The 23,715-nt window shown below is 52.5% G+C and carries 16 protein-coding genes; 11 read left to right on the top strand and 5 right to left on the bottom strand.

The features are described 5' to 3' along the window. Window positions 1-7: 7 nt before the first annotated feature. A complete protein-coding gene (locus tag P2G85_RS09585) occupies window positions 8-847 on the top strand; it encodes an ATP-binding cassette domain-containing protein (protein WP_275863880.1) in 840 nt (279 codons plus the stop codon). Between the two features lie 584 nt (window positions 848-1,431). Continuing rightward, window positions 1,432-9,750: an alpha-amylase gene (locus P2G85_RS09580; RefSeq protein ID WP_275863879.1), complete on the top strand. Its 8,319-nt coding sequence runs from the start codon at window positions 1,432-1,434 to the stop codon at window positions 9,748-9,750. 149 nt (window positions 9,751-9,899) lie between these two features. Here P2G85_RS09580 and P2G85_RS09575 read toward each other — a convergent pair whose 3' ends face one another. Beyond that, window positions 9,900-11,993, bottom strand: coding sequence for a methyl-accepting chemotaxis protein (locus P2G85_RS09575; RefSeq protein WP_275863878.1), 2,094 nt, complete (start codon window positions 11,991-11,993; stop codon window positions 9,900-9,902). A 484-nt stretch (window positions 11,994-12,477) separates the two neighbouring features. Between P2G85_RS09575 and P2G85_RS09570 the strand changes: the two genes are divergently transcribed. Next, on the top strand, window positions 12,478-13,029 hold the full coding sequence (locus P2G85_RS09570; RefSeq protein ID WP_275863877.1) for an outer membrane beta-barrel protein: 552 nt from the start codon (window positions 12,478-12,480) through the stop codon (window positions 13,027-13,029). 155 nt (window positions 13,030-13,184) lie between these two features. Here P2G85_RS09570 and P2G85_RS09565 read toward each other — a convergent pair whose 3' ends face one another. Further along, on the bottom strand, window positions 13,185-14,051 hold the full coding sequence (locus tag P2G85_RS09565) for a YicC/YloC family endoribonuclease (protein ID WP_275863876.1): 867 nt from the start codon (window positions 14,049-14,051) through the stop codon (window positions 13,185-13,187). 174 nt (window positions 14,052-14,225) lie between these two features. Between P2G85_RS09565 and rph the strand changes: the two genes are divergently transcribed. After that, entirely contained in the window at window positions 14,226-14,942 is a 717-nt protein-coding gene (rph, locus tag P2G85_RS09560; protein ID WP_275863875.1) for a ribonuclease PH, read from the top strand. 115 nt (window positions 14,943-15,057) lie between these two features. After that, window positions 15,058-15,699 carry an orotate phosphoribosyltransferase gene (gene pyrE / locus P2G85_RS09555; protein WP_275863874.1) on the top strand — a complete coding sequence of 214 codons (642 nt, stop codon included), beginning with the start codon at window positions 15,058-15,060 and terminating at the stop codon, window positions 15,697-15,699. A 58-nt stretch (window positions 15,700-15,757) separates the two neighbouring features. Here the strand turns inward: pyrE and P2G85_RS09550 are convergent, their stop codons facing one another. The 3 genes from P2G85_RS09550 to coaBC all read right to left on the bottom strand — a co-directional run bounded on the left by P2G85_RS09550 (window position 15,758) and on the right by coaBC (window position 18,644). Then, the gene (locus tag P2G85_RS09550) at window positions 15,758-16,708 is read right to left on the bottom strand and encodes a Kdo(2)-lipid IV(A) acyltransferase (protein WP_275863873.1); all 951 of its coding nucleotides are present in this window, start codon (window positions 16,706-16,708) and stop codon (window positions 15,758-15,760) included. A 5-nt stretch (window positions 16,709-16,713) separates the two neighbouring features. Beyond that, window positions 16,714-17,304 (bottom strand): nucleoid occlusion factor SlmA, encoded by a 591-nt coding sequence (slmA, locus tag P2G85_RS09545; protein ID WP_275863872.1) that lies wholly within the window; start codon window positions 17,302-17,304, stop codon window positions 16,714-16,716. Between the two features lie 131 nt (window positions 17,305-17,435). Beyond that, window positions 17,436-18,644 (bottom strand): bifunctional phosphopantothenoylcysteine decarboxylase/phosphopantothenate--cysteine ligase CoaBC, encoded by a 1,209-nt coding sequence (gene coaBC, locus P2G85_RS09540; protein WP_275863871.1) that lies wholly within the window; start codon window positions 18,642-18,644, stop codon window positions 17,436-17,438. A 204-nt stretch (window positions 18,645-18,848) separates the two neighbouring features. Between coaBC and P2G85_RS09535 the strand changes: the two genes are divergently transcribed. From P2G85_RS09535 to mutM, 6 genes are all read left to right on the top strand, one after another. Continuing rightward, window positions 18,849-20,522, top strand: coding sequence for a methyl-accepting chemotaxis protein (locus tag P2G85_RS09535; protein WP_275863870.1), 1,674 nt, complete (start codon window positions 18,849-18,851; stop codon window positions 20,520-20,522). A gap of 118 nt (window positions 20,523-20,640) precedes the next feature. Beyond that, window positions 20,641-21,309 (top strand): DNA repair protein RadC, encoded by a 669-nt coding sequence (radC, locus tag P2G85_RS09530; RefSeq protein WP_275863869.1) that lies wholly within the window; start codon window positions 20,641-20,643, stop codon window positions 21,307-21,309. A 303-nt stretch (window positions 21,310-21,612) separates the two neighbouring features. Further along, window positions 21,613-21,849, top strand: a complete 237-nt coding sequence (rpmB, locus tag P2G85_RS09525; RefSeq protein WP_004728407.1) for a 50S ribosomal protein L28 — start codon at window positions 21,613-21,615, stop codon at window positions 21,847-21,849. Between the two features lie 13 nt (window positions 21,850-21,862). Beyond that, window positions 21,863-22,033 carry a 50S ribosomal protein L33 gene (gene rpmG, locus P2G85_RS09520; protein WP_004410866.1) on the top strand — a complete coding sequence of 57 codons (171 nt, stop codon included), beginning with the start codon at window positions 21,863-21,865 and terminating at the stop codon, window positions 22,031-22,033. Between the two features lie 170 nt (window positions 22,034-22,203). Further along, entirely contained in the window at window positions 22,204-22,680 is a 477-nt protein-coding gene (locus tag P2G85_RS09515; protein WP_275863868.1) for a hypothetical protein, read from the top strand. A 92-nt stretch (window positions 22,681-22,772) separates the two neighbouring features. Then, complete coding sequence (mutM, locus tag P2G85_RS09510) at window positions 22,773-23,582, top strand: bifunctional DNA-formamidopyrimidine glycosylase/DNA-(apurinic or apyrimidinic site) lyase (protein ID WP_275863867.1); 810 nt, start codon at window positions 22,773-22,775, stop codon at window positions 23,580-23,582. Window positions 23,583-23,715 lie beyond the last annotated feature (133 nt).

The following is a 23,715-nucleotide window of genomic DNA, read 5'->3' as shown; positions in this document are numbered from 1 at the left end:
GGATGTTATGGCAAAAGAAGTATTAAGAATTGAAAATCTTAAGCAGCACTTTGTGTCAGGGAAGGGGCTGTTTAAGAAAGGCTATACCATTAAAGCGGTCGATGGGGTGTCTTTATCGGTCGGTGAAGGGGAAACCCTTGGCCTGGTTGGTGAGTCCGGCTGTGGTAAAAGTACCCTGGGGCGGACGATTTTAAAGCTTTATGAGCCGACCGAAGGGCAGATTTTCTTTGAGGGTAAGGATATTACCGATTATTCGGTCAAAGAGATGCGCGCGCTGCGTAAAGAGATGCAGATCGTGTTTCAGGATCCGATGGAATCGCTCAACCAGCGCCATACCATCGGCATGATCCTGGAAGAGCCGTTCGTGATCCATAAAGTCGGTACGCCGGCAGAGCGTAAGCAGTGGGTCAAGGAACTGCTGGTTAAAGTCGGCCTGCCTGAAACGGCGGTGAACCGTTACCCACACGAGTTCTCTGGTGGTCAGCGCCAGCGTATTGGTATTGCCCGCGCGATAGCCCTTAAGCCCAAGCTGCTGATTTGTGATGAATCGGTTTCGGCACTTGATGTGTCGGTGCAGGCGCAAATCCTCAACTTGTTGCTGCAACTGCAGCAGGAAATGAATCTGGCGATCATCTTTATTTCCCACGACTTGTCGGTGGTGAAACACGTGTCGGATAAAGTGGCCGTGATGTACTTTGGTAAGGTGGTCGAGGCGGGCAGCGCGAAAGAGATCTACGCTAACCCGCAGAACGACTACACCAAGAAACTGCTGTCGGCGATCCCGATCACCCACCCTAAATATCGCAAGAAGAAAAGACAGGCTGAAAAAAAGCGACAGGTGGCGTAGCTGCGCCGAAGGCTTAATCGTGTTACAGCGCTCCTCACCTTGAGGGGCGTTTTTTATCTGCATAATGCGATAACTCAATACTATATACTGGCTGAGCAAAGCACAGGCATTCCCTTCTTAGGTCGCCGAATGTGACTGACCTCATATGTTAAGTAGGTGGTTGAGTGGGAATGATGATAGAAATGATGATAGTAATTCACATAAAACTCAGGCAGCGTCACATTTTTACACACTTATATCGCAGCGGTTTAATTTGAATTATTACTCTAAAAGCATAATTGTGAGTGATGGGTCACAGAAGTTATATCTGCCATAGAAATTATCTATACCCCCTGTAATAAAGCCTATTTCCCTTAGAAATCGATAATTCATAAACTCTGCGCCAATATACCCAAGTGATCTCAAGATGAACCCTCAGGGGGTGATTTTTGTTGACATCAATGCTGCGTTATCGATTCTCAGTAACCAACTGTGCGTCTGTAAATTCGCGCATCGCCGGGATGTAAAAGGTCCCCGCCAGCATAAATATCTAGAGCTTACTTAGGTGTGTAGATGAAGCGTTTAGATGTTTATGGAGTATGCGCATGAAGTTTAAAGTTTCCAAGTTGGCATTGGTGACAATGCCGCTGGTGACTTTAATGTCTGGCTGTCACGACAACAGTAGCCAGACTGAAGGAACCAAACCACCACCACCTCAACAATCACTACAGGTTAAAGCCATTGACGGCTATCTGCGTAATGCGCAAGTCTGGCTGGACCTAAATCGTAACTACCTGAAAGATCCTGGTGAACCTTTTGCTATGTCTGGCGAGGGCGGTTTAGCTGTGCTGGACACCACCGGGCTTGATGGTGATCCAAGTTCTTATCCAGTTGTGGCCCAGGCCATCGCCGGTCAAACCATTGACGAGGATAACCCGGACGTGACGCTTAGCCGTGGTTACCTGATGTCTGCGCCCCCGGGGACGGACGTTGTTACCCCAGTGACCACGCTTATTAACATGAAAATGGATGAGGGTAAGGGGGAAGCGGATGCATTGACTGAGGTCAGTCAGTTGCTTGCTCAGCCGGATACCGACTTGGCCGGTGATTACCTTGAATCGGGGAATACACTGTTGGCTGAAAGCGCGCGCGCATTGGTAAAACTGTTGCCCGAGGAAGCCGATGAAGTGAGTGTGTCGGATGCCAGTCAGGTGCTCAATCAGGGGGCTGAACTGCTCGGGAATGAGGTTCGCCGGCAGGAGGCATCAGGACAGCCGGTCACGCTGGATAAGGTTGTGATTGTGACAACCGACGGCCAGGTTACTCTGACCCAGGACAGCGATGGTGATGGTGTTGCAGATGATCTGGATGCCTTCCCGGACGATAAAGCGGAAAGTATCGATACGGATGGCGACGGTATCGGTAATAACGCTGATAGCGATGATGATAACGACGGTTGGTCAGACAGCGACGAAGTGCGCCTGAACAGCGATCCGCTCAAGGCAGGTTCCAAGCCAGCCGATCTGGATGGCGACCACATCGCCGACAGTGAAGATGATGACCGTGACGGTGATGGTGTGGCGAACGATCGCGACGCTTTCCCGGATAACCAGGCGGAAAGCCTCGATACCGATGGTGACGGTATCGGTAACCACGCCGATACGGATGACGATAATGACGGCTGGTCAGACAGCGAAGAAAGCCGCCTCAAGACTGACCCGCTCAAGGCAGGCTCTAAGCCGACAGACTTAGACGGTGACCACATCGCCGACAGCGAAGATGACGACCGTGACGGCGATGGAGTGGCGAACGATCGCGACGCGTTCCCGGACAACCAGGCGGAAAGCATCGATACCGATGGTGACGGTATCGGTAACCACGTCGACCTGGATGACGATAATGACGGCTGGTCAGACAGCGATGAAACCCGCTTGAACAGCGATCCGCTCAAGGCAGCTTCTAAGCCGACAGACTTAGACGGTGACCACATCGCCGACAGCGAAGATGACGACCGTGACGGCGATGGAGTGGCGAACGATCGCGACGCGTTCCCGGACAACCAGGCGGAAAGCATCGATACCGATGGTGACGGTATCGGTAACCACGTCGACCTGGATGACGATAATGACGGCTGGTCAGACAGCGATGAAACCCGCCTCAAAACTGACCCGCTCAAGGCTGGCTCCACCCCGGCAGACCTGGATGGTGACCACATCGCTGACAGCGAAGATGATGATCGCGACGGTGACGGAGTGGCGAACAATCTCGATGCCTTCCCGGATAACCAGGCGGAAAGTACCGACACGGATGGTGACGGTATCGGTAACCACGCTGATAGCGATGACGATAATGACGGCTGGTCAGACAGCGATGAAACCCGCCTGAACAGCGATCCGCTCAAGGCAGGTTCCAAGCCAGCCGATCTGGATGGTGACCACATCGCTGACAGCGAAGATGATGATCGCGATGGTGATGGAGTGGCGAACGATCTCGATGCCTTCCCGGACAATCAGGCGGAAAGTACCGACACGGATGGTGATGGCATTGGTAACCACGCCGATAGCGATGATGATAACGACGGATGGTCAGAAAGCGACGAAGTGCGCCTGAACAGCGATCCGCTCAAGGCAGGCTCTAAGCCAGCCGATCTGGATGATGACCACATCGCTGACAGCGAAGATGATGACCGCGACGGTGACGGAGTGGCGAATGCTCGTGATGCGTTCCCGGACAATCAGGCGGAAAGCATCGATACCGATGGCGACGGTATCGGTAACCACGCCGATAGCGATGATGATAACGACGGCTGGTCAGACAGCGACGAAGTGCGCCTGAACAGCGATCCGCTCAAGGCAGGTTCCAAGCCAGCGGATCTGGATGGTGACCACATCGCTGACAGCGAAGATGATGATCGCGACGGTGACGGAGTGGCGAACGATCGCGATGCCTTCCCGGACAATCAGGCGGAAAGTACCGACACGGATGGTGATGGCATCGGTAACCACGCTGATAGCGATGATGATAACGACGGCTGGTCAGACAGTGATGAAGTGCGCCTGGGTACTGAACCTTTGAGTGCTACCTCGAAGCCAGCCGATCTGGATGGCGACCACATTGCTGACAGCGAAGATGATGATCGTGACGGCGACGGAGTGGCGAACGATCGCGATGCCTTCCCGGACAACCAGGCGGAAAGCGTCGATACCGATGGCGACGGTATCGGTAACCACGCCGATACGGATGACGATAATGACGGCTGGTCAGACAGTGATGAAGTGCGCCTGGGTACTGACCCTTTGAGTGCTACCTCGAAGCCAGCCGATCTGGATGGCGACCACATCGCCGACAGCGAAGACGATGACCGTGACGGCGATGGGGTGGCGAACGATCTCGATGCCTTTCCGGATGATAAATCTGAAAGCCTGGATACAGATGGTGACCAGATCCCAGATTCGAAGGATGCGGATGATGATAACGATGGCTGGAGCGATACGGACGAAATACGTTTAGGTTCCGACCCTAAAGCGGCGGCCAGCAAACCTGCGGATCAGGATGGTGACTTTGTCGCTGATAGTGAAGACGCATTCCCGCTGGATCGTTTTGAAAACCGCGACACTAACCAGGATGGTTGGGGCGATTTTGCCTCCAGTGATGATGACGGTGACGGCCAGCCGGATTCCGTTGACCTGACAGCAGCAGGCGCAAATGTCGCGGCACCACGTTATTCGGAGGCGCTGGTTTACTATAAGCGTGCTGACGGCAATTATGACGGCTGGGGGTTGCATCTGTGGAACAACGAAACCTGTGATGCAGTTGCGAGCGCGACAGAATGGAATGCGCCGTATAGCGTAACCGAAGATGCCGGAGAGAATGGGGTGCTGTTCCGTGTGCCGCTCAAGGGCGACCACAATGGCTGTATGAACTTTGTTGTGCATAAGGCCGATGAGCGAGCGCTTGGTGAAGACGATCTGCGTGTTGAGCTGCATAAGAGCAATACCGTTTATACCCTGGATAGTGATCCGACGGCCTATTACCGGGCGGTGATTGAAACTCCGGTGGAACTGAAAGAGGCTTCCGCGCACTGGCTGGCACTGGATCAGGTCGCCTGGAAGACCACAGAGGGAGCGGCCAGTTATCAGTTGTGGGGCGCTAGCGACAGTAATGCTGTATGGGTAAACCCGAACGGTAAAACACTGCTTGGCGATGCGCAGGCATTTACCCGTTATGAACTGACTCAGAGTGGATCGCTGAGTGACGGCCGCTATCCACACCTGAACGGCAGAACAACCTTTACGACCGATATCACCACGGAGCAGGCTAAAGCATTACTTAAACAGTATCCAATGGCAGTGGCTCTGGATGCGGGTGGTAAGCCTCTGGCTGTGTCCCGGGTTCAGTTCCCGTTTGTGGTGGATGCACTGTATACCGCAGGCAACAATGACGCGGATGAAGCGCAACTGGGATCCTGGATTGCTGACGGCCAGAGCGAGTTCCGCTTGTGGGCACCGACCGCCAAGCAGGTTGAACTCTACCTGTACGATGAGCAGAAAAAGCCGTTGGCACAGTCTCCGCTGGCGATGAGCGAAAATACTCAGACGGGTATCTGGTCCTATAGCGGCGATGCTGCCCTGAAAGGCAGCTTTTTCCGCTACCGGGTCCAGGTCTACCATCCAAAGACCAACCTGCTTGAGTGGGTGATGACCACCGATCCGTACTCGGTCTCATTGAGTACCGGCAGTCTTTATTCCCAGCTGGTGGATATGGCTGATGAGCAGACCAAGCCGCAGGGGTGGGATACACAGACGATCCCGCCGATAGGCAAGCCGGAAGACAATATCATCTATGAGATGCATGTCCGTGATTTCAGCGGTTCTGATCTTGATGGTACTCCGGCATACAACGGTAAGTACCTAGCCTTTACCGAGGCGCAGCGCGCAAGTGTTCAACATCTGCAAGCACTGCGTGATGCCGGCCTGAATACGGTTCACCTGCTGCCGAGCTTTGACATTTCTTCGGTAGAGGAAGACCAGTCGAAACGTGTCGATCTCTCTGATGACATCAGCAAGCTGTGTGATGCGGATACCGGCCTTCATCCTGATGCCAAAATCTGTGCTCAGGCAAGCAGCGGCACGATTGCCTCGGTGTTTGCCGGGCTGGATAGCAGCAGCGCTGAAGTACAGGATCTGATGGGAGATCTGCGTAGCCGTGACGGGTTTAACTGGGGCTATGATCCGCTCCACTATAACGCCCCGGAAGGCAGCTATGCACATGACAGCGATGGTATGCCACGGATCCGTGAATACCGTACGATGGTTAAAACCCTGCATGATATGGGCTTCCGCATCATTCAGGATGTGGTGTTCAACCACACCAGCGCATCGGGACTGTATAACACCTCAGTACTGGACAAGGTTGTGCCGGGTTATTACCACCGCTACAACCCGGACAGTGGTTATGTCGAAAGCTCGACCTGTTGTGACAACACCGCTTCTGAACACCGTATGTTTGAGAAGCTGGTGGCGGACAGCCTGGTCGGCTGGGCCAAAGATTACAAGATCGATGGCTTCCGTTTCGATCTGATGGGTCACCTGATGAAATCCAGCGTCGAAAAAGCGCTGGAGGAAGTGAAGAAAGTCGACACTGACACCTGGTTTTATGGCGAAGGCTGGGATTTTGGTGAGGTCTATCAGAATGCCCGGGGAGTGAACTCTTCTCAGTGGAACATGGCTGGTACCGGCATCGGTACCTATAACGACCGCCTGCGTGATGCCGTGCGCGGCGACCACTCCGACCCAATGAACGGCACTCCGGGATTCGCGAACGCCGGAGATCGTTTCGATGCCATGGGTGGCAAGCTGGATCTGATCCGTCTGGGTATGGCCGGTAACCTGCAGGAGTACCCAATCCCGACCACCTCCGGTGCGGTAGTGATGGGACGGGACTATCAGTTTGGCGGCCATGGTGCAGGCTACGCAGCCGATCCGCAGGAAGCGGTTAACTATGTCTCCAAACACGATAACCAAACGCTGTGGGACATTAACCAGTATAAAGCCAAAGGTGATGTCGAGCCGTTGGATCGCGCCCGCATGCAGATCCTCGGTCTGGCACCGGTCATGCTTGGTCAGGGCGTTCCCTTCCTGCATATGGGAACGGAACTGCTGCGTTCCAAATCGATGGAGCGCGATAGTTACGACTCCGGTGACTGGTACAACCGGCTTGACTTCAGCAAGCAAACCAACAACTGGAATGTTGGCCTGCCACGCGAGGACAAAGACGGCAAAAACTGGGACTGGATCAAAGGCATTGTTGCCAACCCGAAAACTCAGGTCACGTCTGCGGAGATCCAGTGGGCCGATGCCCGTTTTAAAGAGCTGCTGACGATTCGTTCACAAAGTGAACTGCTGCGTCTGGGCGAAAAAGATCAGATCCTAAAACGTCTGCGTTTCCATGCTCTGGGTGATAAAGCGCGTCCTGGCACGATAGTCATGAGTATCGACGATGGTGTCAGTGTAGGGGCGGATTTGGATCCGGCTTATCAGGCACTGGTGGTGGCGATTAACTCCAGTATCTGGGAGCAACGGGTGAGCGTTGCCGGTGCTGATGAGTTTGAACTGCATCCGGTACTGAAAGCCGGTAATGAAGAGCGTATCAAGTATGCCCGTGTGGAGAATGGTGAATTTGTTCTGCCAGGCCTGACGGCGGTGGTATTTGTTAAACCACAGGGTGACGAGCAAGGGGTGGGGATGGATGTCGGCCCCCTCGGTGAGAAGATTTTCCTGCGCGGCGACTTTTCAGAAACTGCTTGGGATACGTCACTTGAGATGGTCTACAAAGGTCAGGGGCTTTATGAGGTAGCCCTGGATCTGCCTGACAACAGTACCACTAAGTTTAAGATCGCCGCCAGCGACTGGGATCCGGGCTATACGGCATCCAACCTGAATCAGGGCGGAGGCTCTGTCAGTTGGAACAAACTCTATGATGAAGACAACAACCTGAGTGTAAACGTCATCACCGGCGGAACCTACACCTTTGCTCTTGATCTGAGTAATACCAGCAATGCCAGACTGACCATCATTGCGCCGGAAGGGGTTGAGGTTGTCACGGCACCACCATATGGCGATGAAGCGATCTATCTGCGCGGTACGCTGACCGACTGGGGCAGCGGCAGCCAGATGAGCTACGCCGGTGATAACAAATATCAGACTAAGGTACATCTGCAGCCGGGAGACTACGACTTCAAGATTGCTTCTGCTGACTGGACGACGGTCAAACTGCAGTATGGTGATTTGTCATCTACTGATGGCGGCCTGATCCTGGATGATTCCGGTAATGATGGTCAGATCCGGATTAAGGTGACGACACCGGGTCAGTATCTGTTTGAGCTGGATCCGGTCAGCAAAACCCTGGTGGTCAAGGTGATCGAATCTGCCGCCGTCAACGGTGTCATGATGCAGTATTTCCACTGGTATAACAGTACTGCGGATGAGTTGTGGACCAAGGTTGCAGATGACGCGCAGTCTCTGGCTGATAAGGGCATCACGGCACTTTGGTTGCCGCCGGCCTACAAAGAGATGAAGCGTGATGACGGTACCCTTGGTGTGGGTTATGCCACTTATGACTGGTACGATCTGGGTGAGTTTAACCAGCAGGGCACGGTGCGTACCCGTTATGGTGATAAGGACCAATACCTGGCTGCGATTGAGAGTGCCCATAACGCCGGTATCGCGATTTACGCGGATGTCGTACTGAACCACAAATTTGGTGCCGATGAGACCGAAGAAGTGGATGCAGTACGGGTGGATAAAGGTAACCGCAACCAGGAGCTGGATGAGAAGAAGATCAGTGCCTGGACGAAATTTGAGTTCCCGGGCCGGGGTGATACCTACTCTGACTTCAAATGGACCTGGTACCATTTTGATGGGGTGGATCTGGATCAGGCGAACAATGATTTCAGTATCTTTAAGTTCCGTGGCACAGGTAAGGCCTGGGATTCTCAGGTAAGCAGCGAGTTCGGTAACTATGACTTCCTGATGGGGGCTGATCTGGATATGGATCATCCGGATGTGGTGGCTGAACTGAAGAAATGGGGTGCATGGTATGTGAATTTTGCCAATCTGGACGGTTTCCGCCTGGATGCGATTAAACATATCAAACAGGGCTTCTTTAATGACTGGCTGGATGCCGTGCGCGCTGAAACCAATAAGAGCCTGTTTACCGTCGGCGAGTACTGGGATTACGACCTGGGTACCCTGCAGGGGTACCTGAAGGGAACCGGTTATCGTATGTCGCTGTTTGATGCGCCGCTGCACCTTAATTTCCATAAGGCCTCAAGCAGTAACGGTAATTTTGACATGGGCAGCCTGCTGAACGGTACGCTGATGCAGTCAAATCCGGCTCAGGCGGTAACGCTGGTGGAGAACCATGATACCCAGCCATTGCAGTCGCTGGAGTCTCCGGTTATGGACTGGTTTAAGCCGCTGGGTTATGCCTTTATCCTGTTGCGTGAAGAGGGCTACCCGAATATCTTCTATGCCGACTACTATGGGGCGAGCTACCGTGATAAAGGACGTGACGGGAACTATTATGATATCACCCTTAAGTCGCACAAAGAGGTTATCGATACCCTGCTGGATGTACGTAAGCAGTACGCCTACGGCACTCAGCACAGCTATCTGGATCACAGCGATGTGATCGGCTGGACCCGGGAAGGCGACAGCGCGCATCCGCAAGGTGTGGCGGTACTGATGACTGACAGAGATGGCGGCACTAAGTGGATGGATATGGGAGCCAGCAATGCCAGCGTCTGTTACTTCGATGTCATGGGCGGCTATGCTGCAGATGATACCGTCTGTACCAATAGCGAAGGCCGTGCCGAGTTTAAAGCGCAGGGAGGCAGTGTTTCTGTCTGGATCCGCAAGCCGTAATGCTCTGACGTTTCGGTGAGTTAACCGGAAATGACCAATCCCGCTAACGGTCCAGGTTAGCGGGATTTTTTATGCCAGGTGGCGGATAAAAAAACAGCCTCACTAGTGAGGCTGTTTTTGTACGGCAGGACAGGTCTGCCAGGCGGTAGTTATAGTTTAAATTTGTTCAGTTCACCGTGTAGCTCGGTTGCTTTGCCTGAGAGTTCACCACTGATCTCGACCGAAGAGGTCATGCTGTTCATCACATCCATGGCGGTATCGTTAATAATCACCACATTGCGGTTAATCTCTTCAGACACGGAGCTCTGCTCTTCCGCCGCGGAAGCAATTTGGTTGTTCATATCGTTAATCACTTCGATGGCCTGGCTGATTTCAGCCAGAGCAAGCTGCGCGGCTTTGGTCTCTTCTTTGGTACCGGCTGCCTGTTGCTGGCTCTGTTGCATCAGTTCGACGATCGCCTGGGTCTCGCGTTCCAGCCGCGCCAGCATGCCATGGATTTCTTCGGTTGACCCTTGCGTTCTGGTTGCCAGGTTACGTACTTCGTCGGCCACCACGGCAAACCCCCGGCCGGCTTCACCGGCACGTGCCGCTTCAATGGCTGCGTTCAGTGCCAGCAGGTTGGTTTGTTCTGCGATGCCACCAATTTCACTTAAAATACCCTGAATGGCGTTGCTCGATGCCGCGAGATTTTGTGTCTGTAACTGTGCGTCATTGACCTGGCCTGCGAGCGCATCGACGGCACTGGCGGCGTTATCCATGCAGGCCATTCCATGCTCTCGGTTACTTTGCACCTGATTGGCTGCTGTTGCCGCTTGTACCGCTGAATTGGCCACGTCGTGCGCGGTGGCACTCATCTGGTTGATCGCGGTAGCCAGTGAGTTGACTTCCCCCACTTGCTGGTTGAGCTGCGTTTTAGAGTCCTCGGCGCGCGCCTGGCCTTCGTTGGCACTCTGTTCAACCTGAACCGCGGTGGTCATCACCACGCCCAGCATCTCCTGCATGCGGGCGAGGAAGGTATTAAACCAGTGGGCCAGTTGTGCGGTTTCATCCTTTCCTTTTACCTCAATACGGTAGGTTAAATCCCCTTCTCCCTGAGCCGCATTTTTGAAGCGCTCGACCAGATTGGAAAGTGCCTTGCCGATTGAGTTGGCGATCAGCGTCATGACGGTGATACCGATAGCGGCCGCAATAATACCGGCCCAGACGCCCTGAGAAATCGCTTGTGAATTATGTTCCTGGCTCCAGTTTTCGTAGTCGGCGACACTTTTGGTCAGTTTGCTGGTTGGTACCGATACCATCACGATCCACGGTGCATCGCTGGTGTCGATAGAAGTGATGGCATATTCCTGATGGCCAATGGTCACAATACCAATATCACTCTGCTTCGACAGGGACTGGATGTTCGGCCATTGAGAAGCCAGCTCCAGCGGGACTTTTCGGCCGATAATGCCGGCGTTACTGCTGTTGGCCAGCACGGCCCCTTTCCATGAGGTGATGATGATGTTGCCTTCACCATCAAACAGGTCACGTGCCAGCCCGACACTTTGGCTCTGTAGTTCATTTAAGGCGAGATCAAAACCGAGTGAGCCAATGATTGTGCCATTCAGTTTGATCGGTTGGCTGATAGTTGTGATCAGCTCTTCCTTGCCCCGCACTGGGTACATGTAGGGTTCCATGACAAATGTCCGGCCGGTTTCAAACGGGATCAGATGCCAGTCATCCTTACGCTCACCGTTATTGTTGAGCTCAGTATTGCGGAAACTGTCCATCGCCACGGCGTCAAAGCTTTGTTGCGGCTTGGGTGAGAAGAAGGGAGCCAGAACCCCATTTTTATTGAATGCCTCGTGGGCGGCCGCTTCAGACTCCAGTGGCCAGGTTTTTTCTTCCCACACCATGTAGCCGGCAAACACCGCTTCATCTTGAGCTTCCAGCGCGGTAATAAACTGATCGACGATGGTTTTCGCCCCTGAATGGTTCTCGGCACTCAGTTCAATAATCGAACGTAACTGAGTCAGGGTGGCTAACACCGGATTGAGCTGATTAGAGATGGTCTGGCCCTGCTCTCGCGCGGTATTTTTCAGGTTTGTTATGGTTTCTTCAGTTAACTGCGCTTTAACTTTGGTCGTAATTTGTTGATTAATCTTGTTAAATGCATTGGTGGTCATGCCCATTGCAATCAGGAGGGTAAAGGCCATTGCTATCCCGGTGCTGACAGCAATTCTGGTCCGTACACTGTTAAACATGCGTACCTCTATACGTCGTTGCCTTACGGCTTTATTTTTGCAAATGAAAGAGCCTCCGGATTATATACAAGAACTATGAATGGAATAGGTCAGTAAATGAATGCTATGTAAATGGTTTGGTTTGATTTATGAATGTAATTAGCTGGCGCGTTTATGCCAGGCCGACAAGGCGTCGAGCCCGATGTGTGTAATGCCCTAAGTGAAGTGGTTTAAATGTTTGTTTTTATTGATTTTCTTATGGTTTGGTTTTTCGGCTAAACCTAAGCTGCGGCAGATTTTCCGGGCTGATGGTTTGGCCTGGAAAAGATTGTTTTTGTAAATAATTGTACATCATCTCACATGGATTACTCACGATATCAGTTTGCGGAAAAGCCACATCCAATAAGTGTAAGCTTGCATTGCAATTGCGTTGGCGTTTGATTATGTTGAGCGCGCTGTTTAATTGTTAAGCGGCTTGCAATCGATATGGAAAGGAATAATAACGATGAAAAAGAGTAGTGTTCTGTTCGCTTTTTTAGTGATGACATTTTCAGGCATGTCGTTGGCTGAGGAAGCTTCCCATGAAGCACCATTTTCGCCTTATGGGTATGCTGGTCTTGGGCTTCAGTTTGCCAGTACGAATGTCAATGCCGGTACCGCCGGGAACTACTCGTTCGACAACTCGCTGGCTGGTTTGATTCTGGGCTACCGGCCACACCAGAATTTTGGATTTGAATTTCGTGGTTATGGCAGTGTGACTGATGATGAAATACAGGGTGTAGCGGTTGAAACGAACCAGAATATTGCCCTGTTAACCCGGGGTGTGGCTCCTTTGGGGAATTATGTCGAGCTATATGGCCTGCTGGGGTTTGGTAATGTAGAGGCTTCTGCCGGGGGCCTGTCCTACAATGATCAGGGGCTGCAGTACGGAGTCGGTCTGGCATTCAGCAATGGCGGTGCCAAACACTGGGAACTGCAAGTCGAATGGATGAAACTCTATGATGACTCAGGCCTGGAAGTGAGCGGGGTTAACTTAAACGCGGTTTATAAGCTTTAGACGGATTATGCCAGAATGGCATCGGCGATGTGATCGCTTGCCATATGACGCAAGCGGCCTGAACAGTCCGGTATCTTCAGGCTGTGGTCTTTAAAAAAGCCCCTTAATACAGGGGCTTGGTGATATTTTGCTAAGCTTAACTAAACAGAAAAACCTTATTCGATATTCTGGATCTGCTCACGCATTTGTTCGATAAGCACTTTGAGTTCCACACCGGAGGCGGTGATATCGGTGCTGATTGATTTCGACGCCAGCGTGTTGGACTCACGGTTAAACTCCTGCATCATGAAATCCAGACGGCGACCGACGGCCCCGCCTTTCTTCAGGATGTTGGTGGTTTCTTTGACGTGTGAATCCAGGCGGTCCAGCTCTTCCGCAACATCGGATTTTTGTGCCAACAGGATCAGCTCCTGTTCCACGCGGGACGCGTCCAGTTCAATCTTGGCTTCTTCAAACTTACTCAGCAGTCGCTCACGTTGCCAGTCGAGGATTTCCGGCATACGGGCGCGTACTTTGGTCACCTGCTCTGAAATGGCGGCTAAGCGCTGCTCAATCAGTGCTTTCATGTTATCGCCTTCGCGGCCACGGGCTTCGATGAACTCGCTCAGCGCTTCATCAAAGGCAACCAGTAAATCTTGATTGACGCTGTCCATGTCCTGCTCTGGAGTTTCCATCACGCCCGGCCACTGCATCACCTGAAACGGATTGATGCGGCTGAGTTCTCCGGTCATGTGCATCACCTGTTCGGCCGCTTTGATCACCTGGTGGGCTAAGGTTTCATTGATGGTCAGCACACCTTTCGCTGCAGGGTTGGCTTCGAAGCGTAACGCGCACTCTACTTTCCCGCGTGCCAGGCGTTTACGAAAACGCTCACGCAGCACCGGTTCAAGGGCACGGAACTGTTCAGGCAGGCGGAAGTAGGTTTCCAGGTAGCGCTGATTGACGCTGCGAATCTCCCAAACGGCGCTGCCCCAGTCGCCTTTGACTTCTTTACGCGCGTAGGCTGTCATACTGTAGATCATTGAATTTTCCTGTCTTCATTTTTGCTGAAAATTACCTGGCTATAGTAGCACAGCCTGACTGCGCTGGCTGTGCTGATATCAAGCAGTTATGTCTTGGATAGCTTTATTTAAACGATTCCGCTATAATCTCCGCCCAATCCAAATCGTCTTCTCCTCAACTTAAGGTAGATGTCCATGCGTCCAAACGATCGCAAGGCGGATCAAGTTCGCCCAATTAAAATGACCCGTAACTACACCGCGTATGCTGAAGGCTCAGTACTGGTTGAGTTCGGCAACACCAAAGTATTGTGTAATGCGACCGTCGAAGAAAACGTACCTCGCTGGCTGAAAGGTCAGGGTAAAGGCTGGGTAACGGCCGAGTACGGCATGCTGCCTCGTGCGACCCACTCGCGTACCCGTCGCGAAGCCGCAAGCGGTAAACAGGGTGGCCGTACCATGGAAATTCAGCGCCTGATCGCCCGCAGCTTACGTGCGGTAGTGGATCTGGACGCCATGGGCGAAATGATGATCACCGTTGATTGTGATGTGATCCAGGCAGATGGCGGCACCCGTACGGCGTCTATCTCTGGTGCGAGCGTGGCAATGGCCGATGCTTTCCAGCACCTGGTCGCTAAAGGCAAACTCAAAGCCAACCCGATGAAAGGCCATGTTGCGGCGGTCTCGGTTGGTTTGTTGGGGGATGACGTTCTCTGTGACCTTGAATATGTTGAAGACTCGGCAGCCGACACCGATATGAATGTGGTAATGACCGAAGAAGGCAAGATGATTGAGATCCAGGGCACCGCAGAAGGTGAACCGTTCAGTCATGAACAGCTGATGGCGTTACTGGAGTCAGCGAAAGTCGGCATTAGCGAAATTGTCACGGCGCAGAAGGCGGCGTTAGCCGATTGATTTTAAGTAGCTCCCAATTTGGGGGCTATTTTTTTACCTCCATCTTTTTGGGAGGAGGCTCATTATTGTTTATGAACCGCCTGGGAAACTAGGCCCTTTATTTAGAGAGAAAGTAATGAAAGCATACCAGCGTGAATTTATTGAGTTTGCCCTAGAGAAAGAAGTACTGAAGTTTGGTGAGTTTACTTTGAAGTCTGGCCGTAAGAGCCCTTATTTCTTTAACGCTGGTCTTTTCAATACGGGTCGGGATCTGGCGCGTTTGGGCCGCTTTTACGCCGCAGCGCTGGCCGATTCTGGCATTGATTTCGATGTACTGTTTGGCCCGGCCTACAAGGGGATCCCAATCGCCACCACGACCGCCGTTGCTCTGGCGGATCACCATGATATCGACACGCCATACTGCTTTAACCGCAAAGAAGCTAAAGATCACGGTGAGGGTGGCAACCTGGTCGGCTCGGCGCTGGAAGGGCGTATCATGTTGGTGGATGATGTGATCACCGCGGGTACCGCTATCCGTGAATCGATGGAAATCATCAAGGCCAACGGTGCTGATCTGGCAGGGGTACTGGTCGCCATCGACCGCCAGGAAAAAGGCAAAGGCGAACTTTCTGCGATTCAGGAAGTGGAGCGCGATTTTGGCTGTGCGGTCATTTCGATTGTCAGCCTGGGTGACTTAATCACTTACCTGGAAGAGAAAGGTGATGCGACAGAGCACCTGGCAGCGGTGAAAGCGTACCGCGCGGAATACGGGATTTAACCGCCTTCCGTGTCTGATTAAAAAAGGTATCCGATTGGATACCTTTTCTTTTATCTGCTTATTGGTAGCGAATGCCTTTTGGTACCTGCTCATCTTGCATGGTCTTAAAGCGTTTGTGCAGCCACATCCATTGCGCCGGCGCGCGCAGAATGACCTCTTCGACATACTTGTTCATGTAAGCGGCTGCGCTTACTTCGTCTTTCTTAGGGTAACCGGCTTCAATACATTTATCGGCGATGATGTCATATTTGCCCTCATCATTGCGGAACCCCGAGCCCGGGATGATGGCACATTTGGAGGTGTAAGCCAGAATGCTGGTACCGGTGGTGGTACAGGCATCTTCTACCGCAAAGAAAGGCACGAACACCGATTTATTGCGCCCGTAGTCATGATCGGGCAGGTAGAACAGCCGCTCGCCCCGGCGGAGTACCCGGATCATTTTTTTTACGTCTTTGCGGTCAATCAGTTTGTTGCCGTTATGGGTGCGGCCCCAGTACTGGATAAAGTTATACGCTGGATTGTCGTGCGGGCGGAATGCGCCATATCCGGCAACGCCAAGCACGGCAAAGGCCCGCGCGGTGATTTCCAGGTTAAGCGCATGGACACAGCACAGCAGGACGCCTTTGCCCTCGTCAGCTTTATCACGCAGTGCCTGCAGGTCTTTTTCCACGATCAGGGTTTTAAAACGCCAGGTCGGCCAGAACCAGGTGATGCCGGTCTCGATCAACGCCAGGCCGGTATTTTTGAAGTTCTCTTCGACTAGCTGCTGGATCTCGGCGGCCGGTTTGTCGGGAAAAGCCAGCTCCAGGTTGCGTGTTGCCACGTGAACGCGCTTTTGGCCATAACGCATCCCGATCTGGCCGAGTTTTTGTCCCAATGCCAGCAAAATGCGGTAAGGCAGCAGGTTGACGACTACCGCCAGCAGGCCAAACACCAGCCACACCCCCCAGTTACGAGGGTGCAGGAGGGAAAAAGAAAACTCAGGTTTTGCGTATTTATCTGTACTCATAATGACTATTTAATTTGCGCGCTGAGCAGGGCCCAGTATTCTTCAAAGTTTGCCGTCGGCGGGTATTTGAAATCAGAACGCACAAAGCGGTTCAGGCTTCCTTCTACCTGACCGAGCATTTGCGCGGCCAGAATGCGTTCTTCAACCGGGAAAGATTTGCCTTCGCGTAGCTTACGCTCGCGCAAGATCTGGCGTAGCTGAGTTTCGATGCGCTCAAACAACTGGTTGATGCGTTCCCGCAGGCGCTCGTTTTCAAACATTAAAGCATGCCCGGACAGAATGCGTGTCAGGCCAGGGTTACGTTCAGAGAAAGCCAAAATCAGATGCATGACCAGGCGGATGCGTTCCAGGGTATCTTTTTCGTCATCCAGAATGCGGTTGATGCGGGTCATCAGGGCTTCTTCGATGAACACGATCAAACCTTCAAACATCCGGGCTTTGCTGGGAAAGTGGCGGTAAAGTGCCGCTTCAGAGACACCGACCTGCTTGGCCAGTTTTGCCGTAGTAATGCGTGAAGCACCTTCATTGGATTCAAGCATTTGTGCGAGGGCTTGCAAGATCTCTTCACGACGGTTGGATTTTTTACTGCCGGCCATTGGTTACTTCCTTTCAAAATACAAAGTTGAGCGGAGGGGATTATAAGACGCTATCGCCGATCAAACTAGATGGCTGAGGGTGGAATGGGAGCTTTACCACCCTCACTTGTCAGGTTTTTCCTAAAAGTGCGTTATTTTTTCATCAGCTGGTGCGCTTTTTCTAAAATCTTGAAACTGAGCGCTTCTTTGCTGTCCAGTGTGAGAGTCAGCTCGCCGCCATCCGGCCAGAACAGAGTGAGCGCGTTGTTGTTGCTGTTGAAGCCCTGCCCGGCAACGGAGACATCGTTGGCACAAATCATATCCAGATTTTTGTTCACCAGTTTTCCACGGGCATAGCTGGCCACATCGTGGGTTTCGGCGGCGAATCCTACCGTAAACGGCCGCTGGTCTTGCAAGGCGGCCACGGAGGCGACAATATCCGGGTTTTTGACCATCTGGATGGTCATTTGCTCATTGTCTGCGGTTTTCTTCAGTTTCTGCTCAGCCGCTTGCTCCGGGCGGTAGTCGGCGACCGCCGCACAGCTGATAAACGCATCGTGGCTTGTCGCGTGCGCCATCACGGCGTCATACATTGCCTGAGCGCTATCGACATCAATACGCTTTACGCCGAGTGGAGTTGCCAGGCTGACCGGGCCACTCACCAGAGTGACGTTTGCCCCGAGTTTCGCTGCGGCGCTGGCTAATGCATAGCCCATTTTACCTGAGCTGTGGTTAGAGATGTAGCGCACCGGGTCGATGGCTTCACGCGTGGGGCCTGCGCTAATTAACACTGACTTGCCGGCGAGTAATTTGGGCTGGAAAAACTGCTCACACATCTCGACCAGTTGCATCGGCTCCAGCATACGTCCCGGGCCCACATCGCCACAGGCTTGCTCGCCTGCTGCCGGTCCCCATATCTGCATGCCGCGGCGGTTTAGGGTGGCAATGTTCTCCTGCGTCGCGACATTACGATACATTTGCTGGTTCATGGCCGGTGATACTGCTACCGGAGAGTCTGTCGCCAGCACCAGTGTGGTCAGCAGATCGTTGCCCATTCCTGCCGCCATACGGGCGATCAGATCCGCAGTCGCAGGTGCCAACAACACCAGATCGGCCCATTTGGCCAGCTCGATGTGGCCCATTGAGGCTTCTGCCGCCGGATCCAACAGGCTGTCTGATACCGGGCGTCCGGAGACAGCCTGCATGGTCAGCGGTGTGATGAACTCTTTGGCGGCTTTGGTCATGACAACCTGCACCTGGGCGCCTCGTTCTATCAGGCGGCGGGTTAGCTCGGCACACTTATAGGCGGCGATACCACCACTGATGCCCAAGAGAATTTTCTTTCCTGCGAGTGTTTGCATGTGTGATCTCCAAATTTTCTGGCCAGGATTTTATCACATCTGCTGAGCCGCGCACGGGTGCAAAGCCGGGCAGAAATGAATATAAATCAAACTCCGGTTATTTTGCCGGTCAATGATATAAAAAAACCCCCGTATAGCTCACAGACAAATGGACTGAGCTCTGGATGATAGAGGGCAAAACAAGGATAATTTGGTGGGATATAGATGTTGTTTAAAAGTAAAACAAAGCTGTTGCTGGTGACTTTAATTCCGTTGGTGGTGATCACTGCCTTGATCTCGGCGGTGTATTACGCCAATGGCTCACAAAGTTTGGAGGAGGAGCTTGAGCGCTACCGCCATGAGCTGATTGAACAGCGTCAAAGTGAGCTCAAGGCTTACATGATGATGGGGGTCACGGCGATCAAACCGCTGTATGAGAGTGATGTGAATGGTGAAAACCGCGCGGCGGCCAAGCAAATTCTCAAAGCGATGCGTTTTGCCCAGGATGGCTACTTCTTTGCCTATGATTCACAAGGGGTGAACACCCTGCATGCGATTAAACCGTCACTGGAAGGCAAAAATCTCTACGGACTCAAAGATAAAAATGGAGTGGCGGTGATTGCCGGCTTGATTGATGCCTCGCAAAAAGGGGATGGCTTCCTGTCTTTTTCCTGGCATAAGCCGACGATAGATGCCCAGGCGCCGAAGTTGGGCTATGCCGAGTATCTGGCCAAGTGGGACTGGGTTCTGGGCACAGGGATCTACATTGACGATATCGATCAGCAAGTAGCGCTGTACCGTGAGGCCCGGACACAGCAGCTGCATCAGCATACTTTCTCAGCCTTGGTGATCAGTTTGGTTGGTTTGATCATTACTGGTGCATTGACCAGCGTGGTTGTATCGAAAGGCATCCGTCCACTGCAGCGTATCGCGGTGTCGCTGCAGGATGTGGCAGCCGAGGGCGGAGACCTGACCGCCCGTTTGCAGGTAGAAAGTCAGGATGAAGTGGGCGAGGTGGCCACGGCCTTTAACCAGTTTATGGACACCCTGCACCCGTTGATCACAGACATCCGCCATTCGGCAAATACGGTGCAAAGCGCCTCGGGAGCGTTGGATGAGCAAACCTCGCAAGCCAGCGGGCAGATGCAAAACCATTGCCTGGAGACAGAAAAAGTAGTCACGGCGGTGACGCAAATGAGCATGACGGCCCGAGAGGTCGCCAGCAACACGAGTGCCACTGCCCAGGCGATCGAGGACGCCAATCACCAGATCACCGAAGCACAGGCAGAGGTTAATGTGGCCATTAGCGGTATCAGCCAGCTGGTGGAGGAAGTGAACAGCTCCTCAGCGGCGATCTCAGAACTGAGTCAGCAGACAGACCAGATCACCAAAGTGCTGGATGTGATAGGGGAGATTGCAGAGCAAACCAACCTGCTGGCGCTGAATGCCGCGATTGAAGCGGCCCGGGCGGGTGAGCAAGGACGCGGCTTTGCCGTGGTGGCCGATGAAGTACGTTCACTTGCCAGCCGCACACAAAACAGCACCCATGAGATTGGCGACATGCTCAAGCAGCTGCAAAGCGGGGTGGCGCGCGCGGTAACTACGATGACGGTCAGCCAGGAGCGTGGCGCCAAGACGGCCGAGGAGTCATCGCACATTCAGCAATCCCTTGTTGGCGTGCATGAGGCCATCGGCAGTATACGCGATATGGGGGTGCAAACCGCCTCAGCAGCAGAAGAGCAAAGTGCAGTAGCGGAAGACATCAATCAGAACCTGGTTGAAATCCAACAGATCGTCAACCGCATTAATGACACGTTGCAACACGCCGGGGCGATCAGTCACCAACTGTCGCAATCGGGTGGTGAAATGCAGGATCTGGTGGGGCATTTTAAGCTCTGATGGATCGCTCAGTTACACCGGTTGTTTACTGACAGCCAAGAAAGCGAAAGTTGCCCTCGACTTTCGCTTTTTATTTTGTGGAATAGAGCCAATATCCATCTGCTAAAGCGACCAATTGATGAAACCTCTTCCACATGACTCTATGCCGCGCGAAAAACTGCTTCAGCGTGGACCTCAGGCGTTATCGGACGCCGAGCTGCTGGCGATTTTTCTCCGCACCGGTACCCAGGGCATGAACGTACTGGCGCTGGCCGATTTTTTGCTGCGCGACTTTGGCTCTTTGCGCCGCCTGTTTTCGGCTACAGAGCAGGAGTTTTGCCGCCATAAGGGGCTCGGACAGGCCAAATACGTGCAGTTGCAGGCGATCCTGGAGATGACCCAGCGCTATCTGGCTGAGACCCTGCAGCGTGGCGATGCGCTCACCAGTCCGGAACAGACTAAGTTGTACCTCTCTGCTCAGCTGCGTGATCGGCAAAGGGAGGTGTTTTACATCCTGTTTCTGGATAACCAGCACCGGGTAATTAAAGATGAAGTGCTGTTTGAAGGCACCCTAGATAGTGCGTCGGTGTATCCGCGCGAGGTAGTGAAACGGGCCTTACACCATAATGCAGCCGCGCTGATACTGGCACACAACCATCCCTCAGGGGTTGCTGAACCAAGTCAGGCCGACCGGCGGATTACCCGGCGCTTAATTGATGCCCTGGCTCTGGTTGATATCCGTATTCTGGACCATTTCGTGATTGGCGACGGGCAAAGCGTCTCTTTTGCTGAAAGAGGGTGGCTATAACTGAGCGTTTTTTAGGTTGTTAGTTGCTAAAAATCTGCTATCATCCACGCCACTAAATTTTTAACTGAATTCAGCTTGGACTGCTTGAAATCATCTGCTGGCGAAAAAAAGATCACGAAAACCTGTAAAAAGGATCTGTTCGGGTCTTGAGCAATGCACGTCAAGTTAGTATAATGCGCGACCTTTGATAGCCTTGTATGGATTTTCCATAGCGGTTTTTAACCTCTAACTTCTTTCCGAGGAATAGAGAGGTTCGGCCACCAAGGTTGATATCGAGCTGAAACGATTTTGGAGAAGACATTCATGTCACGAGTATGCCAAGTAACTGGTAAGCGTCCAGTAACGGGTAACAACCGTTCACACGCACGAAATGCTACTAAGCGTCGTTTTCTGCCGAACCTACAAACTCATCGTTTCTGGGTAGAGAGCGAAAAACGTTTTGTTAAACTACGCCTTACTGCAAAAGGTATGCGCATCATCGACAAGAAAGGCATCGACGCTGTTCTTGTTGACATCCGTGCACGTGGCGAAAACGTTTAAGAGGAAATAGGCAATGGCAAAGAAAGGCGTTCGTGAGAAAATCCGTCTAGTATCTTCTGCAGGTACTGGCCACTTCTACACAACTGATAAGAACAAGCGTAACATGCCAGGCAAATTTGAGATCAAGAAATTTGATCCAGTAGTACGCCAGCACGTTATGTACAAAGAAGCGAAAATCAAATAATTGATTTGATCTCTTTGATGAATTAAAAAACCCAGCTTTCGAGTTGGGTTTTTTGTTATCTGCCTTTTCTGTATTTTCCCCTCTACTTTCCCGATTGGCTGGCTGATGTCCTAGTCAACTTCTCCACTCTTTGCTAATTTGTGCTTAATTACCAGCGATTAGGAACGGTTATGCGTGTTAGTCCGGCTCGTCGCCGCCGATGGAACAACATTCTTATTTTGGGCATTATTGCTTTTATTGTGCTGTTAAATGCGCCCGCCTGGATCAAAATGTACTTGTTGCCAGACGACGCGGCTCCCTACCCAAGCTTACTGCGTTCGGATCATACGATCAGGGCAATTTACTTTCATGGCTGGGAACTGGCTCAGGAAAATGGTCAGTGGACCTCGAGTGTCAAAGCCGAGGTGCCGTTAGCGGAGCTGGTTCAGCGTTGGCAGTCGTTGCAAGGGACAGAGCTGTCTGCTGAGCAGTACCAGACCTTACGACCACGCCTGACCAGACCGGAGAGTATTGAAGTCTGGTATCAAGGGATGGAAGAGCCACAGCGGGTCACCTTCTATCGAATGGGAGAGTTTTGGTTGTTCAAAAACTGGCAAGACAAGTGGATTGCCATCTCCGTCGATGGCAGTTACCTGATGCCGGACTAAGCATAACGCCCTAGCTTTAGTCCGTGTTTACCCGTTTCTTTTTCGATTATGCTAGCGGTTCGGATGAGGTGCGATGTGATTGAGGAGGTACCATGCCAGAATTACCGGAAGTAGAAGTCAGCCGTATGGGCATTAGCCCGCACCTGATTGGCCAGCAAATTCAGTCATTGGTGTTTCGCACGGCCAAGTTGCGCTGGGCGATCCCCGCCGAGCTTAAGCAGCTGGAAGGGCAGACGATTCTGGCGATCACGCGGCGCGCCAAATATTTGCTGATAGAAACGGCTGGCGGTAGCGCCATTGTTCATCTCGGCATGTCAGGATCATTACGGATTCTGGATGCTGACTTTCCCCCGACTAAACACGATCACGTCGATCTTAAGTTAACCAATGGCAAAGTACTGCGCTACAACGATCCGCGCCGCTTTGGCGCCTGGTTGTGGTGTGCGCCAGGTGAGTCTCATGCGGTACTTAATCATATGGGGCCGGAACCTTTGACTGACGAGTTCAACGCCCAATACATGACGGAGAAAGCCCGGAGCAAACGAGTGGCAGTCAAACAGTTCATCATGGATAACAAGGTGGTGGTCGGCGTCGGTAACATTTATGCCAATGAGTCGCTGTTTAAAGCTCACCTGCATCCCACCCGGTCGGCGGGCAGCCTCACTAATAAAGAATGGCAAAGCCTGGTGAGCCATATTAAAGCCACATTGGCAGTGGCCATTGAGCAGGGTGGTACCACCTTAAAAGACTTTGCCCAGGCCGATGGTAAGCCCGGTTACTTTGCCCAGGAACTGCTGGTGTATGGTAAGGGCGGAGAGGCGTGCCCGGAATGTGGGACTATTTTGCAAGAGCTGAAAATCGGCCAGCGCAATAGTGTTTTTTGTGATCAGTGCCAGCAGTAAGAACGGCTATCCTCGCTGGTGACAATAGCTCTGAGCGTGTTGGGTACGGGCTTTTATTCTGTTTGACCGGTACCTAACGGATCTCGGGGTCTGCGGGGAAAACGCTACACCAGTTGAGTATGCTTGCTAATCA

Origin of the sequence: Vibrio sp. CAU 1672, assembly GCF_029223195.1 — a bacterium.
Lineage (GTDB): Bacteria > Pseudomonadota > Gammaproteobacteria > Enterobacterales > Vibrionaceae > Vibrio.
Note: the sequence above shows the minus strand (reverse complement) of the source record. Positions and strands in the feature narration are given on the sequence as shown.

Excerpts from the sequence above, each read along its gene's own strand:
- P2G85_RS09585 (WP_275863880.1), top strand. The coding sequence starts at position 8 with ATGGCAAAAGAAGTATTAAGAATTGAAAATCTTAAGCAGCACTTTGTG.
- P2G85_RS09580 (WP_275863879.1), top strand. The coding sequence starts at position 1,432 with ATGAAGTTTAAAGTTTCCAAGTTGGCATTGGTGACAATGCCGCTGGTG.
- P2G85_RS09575 (WP_275863878.1), bottom strand. The coding sequence starts at position 11,993 with ATGTTTAACAGTGTACGGACCAGAATTGCTGTCAGCACCGGGATAGCA.
- P2G85_RS09570 (WP_275863877.1), top strand. The coding sequence starts at position 12,478 with ATGAAAAAGAGTAGTGTTCTGTTCGCTTTTTTAGTGATGACATTTTCA.
- P2G85_RS09565 (WP_275863876.1), bottom strand. The coding sequence starts at position 14,051 with ATGATCTACAGTATGACAGCCTACGCGCGTAAAGAAGTCAAAGGCGAC.
- rph (WP_275863875.1), top strand. The coding sequence starts at position 14,226 with ATGCGTCCAAACGATCGCAAGGCGGATCAAGTTCGCCCAATTAAAATG.
- pyrE (WP_275863874.1), top strand. The coding sequence starts at position 15,058 with ATGAAAGCATACCAGCGTGAATTTATTGAGTTTGCCCTAGAGAAAGAA.
- P2G85_RS09550 (WP_275863873.1), bottom strand. The coding sequence starts at position 16,708 with ATGAGTACAGATAAATACGCAAAACCTGAGTTTTCTTTTTCCCTCCTG.
- slmA (WP_275863872.1), bottom strand. The coding sequence starts at position 17,304 with ATGGCCGGCAGTAAAAAATCCAACCGTCGTGAAGAGATCTTGCAAGCC.
- coaBC (WP_275863871.1), bottom strand. The coding sequence starts at position 18,644 with ATGCAAACACTCGCAGGAAAGAAAATTCTCTTGGGCATCAGTGGTGGT.
- P2G85_RS09535 (WP_275863870.1), top strand. The coding sequence starts at position 18,849 with ATGTTGTTTAAAAGTAAAACAAAGCTGTTGCTGGTGACTTTAATTCCG.
- radC (WP_275863869.1), top strand. The coding sequence starts at position 20,641 with ATGAAACCTCTTCCACATGACTCTATGCCGCGCGAAAAACTGCTTCAG.
- rpmB (WP_004728407.1), top strand. The coding sequence starts at position 21,613 with ATGTCACGAGTATGCCAAGTAACTGGTAAGCGTCCAGTAACGGGTAAC.
- rpmG (WP_004410866.1), top strand. The coding sequence starts at position 21,863 with ATGGCAAAGAAAGGCGTTCGTGAGAAAATCCGTCTAGTATCTTCTGCA.
- P2G85_RS09515 (WP_275863868.1), top strand. The coding sequence starts at position 22,204 with ATGCGTGTTAGTCCGGCTCGTCGCCGCCGATGGAACAACATTCTTATT.
- mutM (WP_275863867.1), top strand. The coding sequence starts at position 22,773 with ATGCCAGAATTACCGGAAGTAGAAGTCAGCCGTATGGGCATTAGCCCG.